General features: G+C 70.1%; 4 protein-coding genes and 1 pseudogene. 3 read left to right on the top strand and 2 right to left on the bottom strand.

Annotated elements, in window-relative coordinates; translation table 11 throughout:
- Positions 1-187 (bottom strand): hypothetical protein (locus VFA16_RS07535; RefSeq protein WP_324967212.1); only part of this gene is annotated, 187 nt, incomplete at its 3' end.
- A 222-nt stretch (positions 188-409) separates the two neighbouring features.
- Between VFA16_RS07535 and VFA16_RS07530 the strand changes: the two genes are divergently transcribed.
- Entirely contained in the window at positions 410-913 is a 504-nt protein-coding gene (locus tag VFA16_RS07530; protein ID WP_414687666.1) for a MarR family winged helix-turn-helix transcriptional regulator, read from the top strand.
- A 113-nt stretch (positions 914-1,026) separates the two neighbouring features.
- Positions 1,027-1,242 (top strand): annotated as a pseudogene (locus VFA16_RS23765) (hypothetical protein); the annotation flags it as partial.
- A gap of 49 nt (positions 1,243-1,291) precedes the next feature.
- Here the strand turns inward: VFA16_RS23765 and VFA16_RS07525 are convergent.
- The gene (locus VFA16_RS07525; protein WP_324967211.1) at positions 1,292-1,780 is read right to left on the bottom strand and encodes a hypothetical protein; all 489 of its coding nucleotides are present in this window, start codon (positions 1,778-1,780) and stop codon (positions 1,292-1,294) included.
- Between the two features lie 113 nt (positions 1,781-1,893).
- On the opposite strand from VFA16_RS07525, the gene VFA16_RS07520 reads away from it, so the two are divergent.
- A partial coding sequence (locus VFA16_RS07520; RefSeq protein ID WP_324967210.1) for an ATP-binding cassette domain-containing protein occupies positions 1,894-2,840 on the top strand: 947 nt, incomplete at its 3' end.

Genomic DNA, 2,840 nt, shown 5'->3' with positions numbered 1-2,840 from the left:
AGCGGTAGGCCAGCAGCCCCATGGGCACCGTGCCCAGCAGCGCCAGCGCACCCCCGAACGGCATGACGACCGCGATGATCGCGGTCGCGGCGCACAACGCCGCCATGACCGACGCATGCGCCAGTTCAGTGGGCCGCATTGCACGCCCCCGCTTTTGGGGCGCCTTGCTGCGGCCGGTCGACGTCATTGCACCGATTGTGCCAGTTCTCCACGGGTTTCCCACTTCCACACGTCGGCGATCGCAAGCGCGGCGAAGCCGGGCGCAGCGGGTCGCCGCGCCGAAACTACCGTCGGCGATCGCAACCGCGGCGAAGCCGGGCGCAGCGGATAGCCGCGCCGAGACAGTTCACGGCGCAGAGCACACGATGGACCGATTGATCTACATAGCAAACCTATGCAATCATGGAGTATGTCATCATCCGCCAGCGCCGGCGGTGCCGCGGTCGGCGACGCGGCAATCACCGACGCCGAGTCGAGCCTGGGGGCGGATCTCCTTGCTGTCGTTGCCCGGCTGAACCGGCTGGCCACCCAGCGCATCCAGCTGCCGCTGCCGGTGGCGCAGGCTCGGTTGCTGTCAACAATTGAGGCGCACGGCGAAGCCCGCATTTGCGACCTAGCCGCCATGGACCACTGCTCGCAGCCGACGATGACTACACAAGTGCGACGGTTGGAGGACGCTGGTCTGGTGACCCGCACGGTTGACCGACGAGACGCCCGGGCGGTGCGTATCCGCATCACTCCCGCGGGTGTGCGCACCCTCAACCGCGTCCGAGCCGACCGCGCGTCCGCGATCGAGCCGCAGTTGGCTCGTCTCGAGCCCGCCGACCGCCAGGTATTGACGGACGCGGTGGCCGTGCTGCGCCGGCTCCTCGACGATTCGGCGCCGCCGCCAAAGCCCAGCGTCACGCCATAAGAACCGGACGGCGCTTGCGGCCGTCGGCTCGGGCCGTCGGGATAGATAATTGCGCTGGGGGGTAGATAACCCTCGCTCGGCACAGTCTGACCGGTGGTGAAAGGTGGCGGCCCATGCGGACCGAGGCGTTCGCTTCTCCGTTGACCGTTTGGGTCGGATCCACGAGTTACACGTTCGCGCCGGGCCGCGACATCACGGTCGGCCACGACAGCCGTTCTGACATCCGCCTCGACGATCGCGGCGGCAGGTGGACCGAACCGGTCCACCTGGTGCTGCGGTTCACCGGGCACCATTGGGTCGCAGTCGACCAGAGCCGACACGGCATATACGTCGAGGGCACGCGGATGCCGACGGTCAACATCCGCGACGGCCAGACCATCACCGTCGGCGATCCTCAGCATGGGCCTCGGCTGCTGTTTCGCGTTGGCGCGTCGGCGCAGGCGGCCGGCGGGCCGCCGAAGACTGCACCACGCGGCCCCACGCGGCCAATGCCTCCGCCCACGGTGGCGAGTCGCCAACCCGGACCCCAAGCTCAGCGCATACCGCCGCCTCCCCCACCCAATCAGCCAGGTTGGCGCCCGCCGCCGCCTCCGCCACCCAACGAAGGCGCCCGCCCGATGCGGCCGCCGCCTCCGCCGCCGCAACACAGACCTCCCAGGCCGCCAAACCAGCCGCCGTCTCAGACACCGACGCGACCCGTCCGGATCCCGCCGGCGCAGAAAATAAACCCGCCTCCCGACGAGCCGCCCAGTGGATCGACGCCACCCGGATCGGCGCCAGCCGGATCGGCGCCAGCCGGATCGGCACCGCCCGGATCGGCGCCAGCCGGATCGACGCCACCCGGATCGGCACCGGAAAAGCCCGCACCGCGGCCCGGGCCACCTTCGGAACTGCCGACTCGACCAGTGCCGGCGCCCCAACAGGCCGCGTCGCCGCCGGCTGAGCCTGCCCGGCCCCCCACGCAGCCGACCACGGCTGCAATGCCTTCCCCGGCGGCGCCTGAGCAGGGGCCGCCCCCAACCGAAATGCACTCGCTTGCCACCGAAATGGACTCGCCTGCCACCGAGCAGGAACCCGCTGAAACTCAGCCGCCCGAGCCTGCCCAGCCTGAGGGCCCAGATTTGGCCGAACGGGTAGCCGGGGCGATGCAGGAGCTCCCTCCCCGCCCCGCGGCCCGGCCACACGAGGAAGCGGCGACCACCCGCCTGCCGGCGGGCGACAGGGTGGCCGACGCAGCGCCGGCGGCCGACCAGGCGCCGGTCTCCAATCAAGCGCCGCGCGCCCGCGAATTGCGGGTCCATCAATTGGGGCTGGCCAGCGACGGCCGCCCACTAGTCGACGATGTGTCGTTCACTGCCACTCGCGGCACGCTGACCGCGGTTGTCGGGCCGACCAGCGCGGCCCTATCCGCACTGGTCGGCATGGTCGGCGGGGCGGTACAGCCCAGCTTCGGGCAGGTCATGTTGGACGGGCACGACGTGCGCGCGGAGTACATGCGCCGGTACATCGGGATGGTGCTGCGCGGCGAACTGATACACGCTCAGCTCACCGTCGAACAAGCGTTGCGCTATGCGGCCGAACTGCGGCTACCGCCGGGCAGCTCGGCCAACGAGTGTCGGCGGGCAGTCAACGAGGTCCTACGCGAGCTGGCGTTGACCTCGCACCGCACGGTGCAGGTCGGCAAGCTCTCCGACGAACAACGCCGACGCGCAACGGTGGCAATGGAATTGCTTACCAGGCCGCCGCTGCTGGTTCTCGACGAACCGACCGCCGGGCTCGAGCCGGAGCTGGAACGACAGATGATGGCGACGCTGCGCCGACTCGCCGACTCCGGCCAGATTGTGGTGCTGGCGACGACGTCGTCGGACCACCTGGATGTGTGCGACCAGGTGGTGCTGCACACCTCAGCCGGCACCATCGCGTTCGC

This window comes from Mycobacterium sp. (genome assembly GCF_035653355.1).
Lineage (GTDB): Bacteria > Actinomycetota > Actinomycetes > Mycobacteriales > Mycobacteriaceae > Mycobacterium.
The sequence above is the reverse complement of the archived record's forward strand: the minus strand, read 5'-3'. Positions and strand labels throughout refer to the sequence as shown.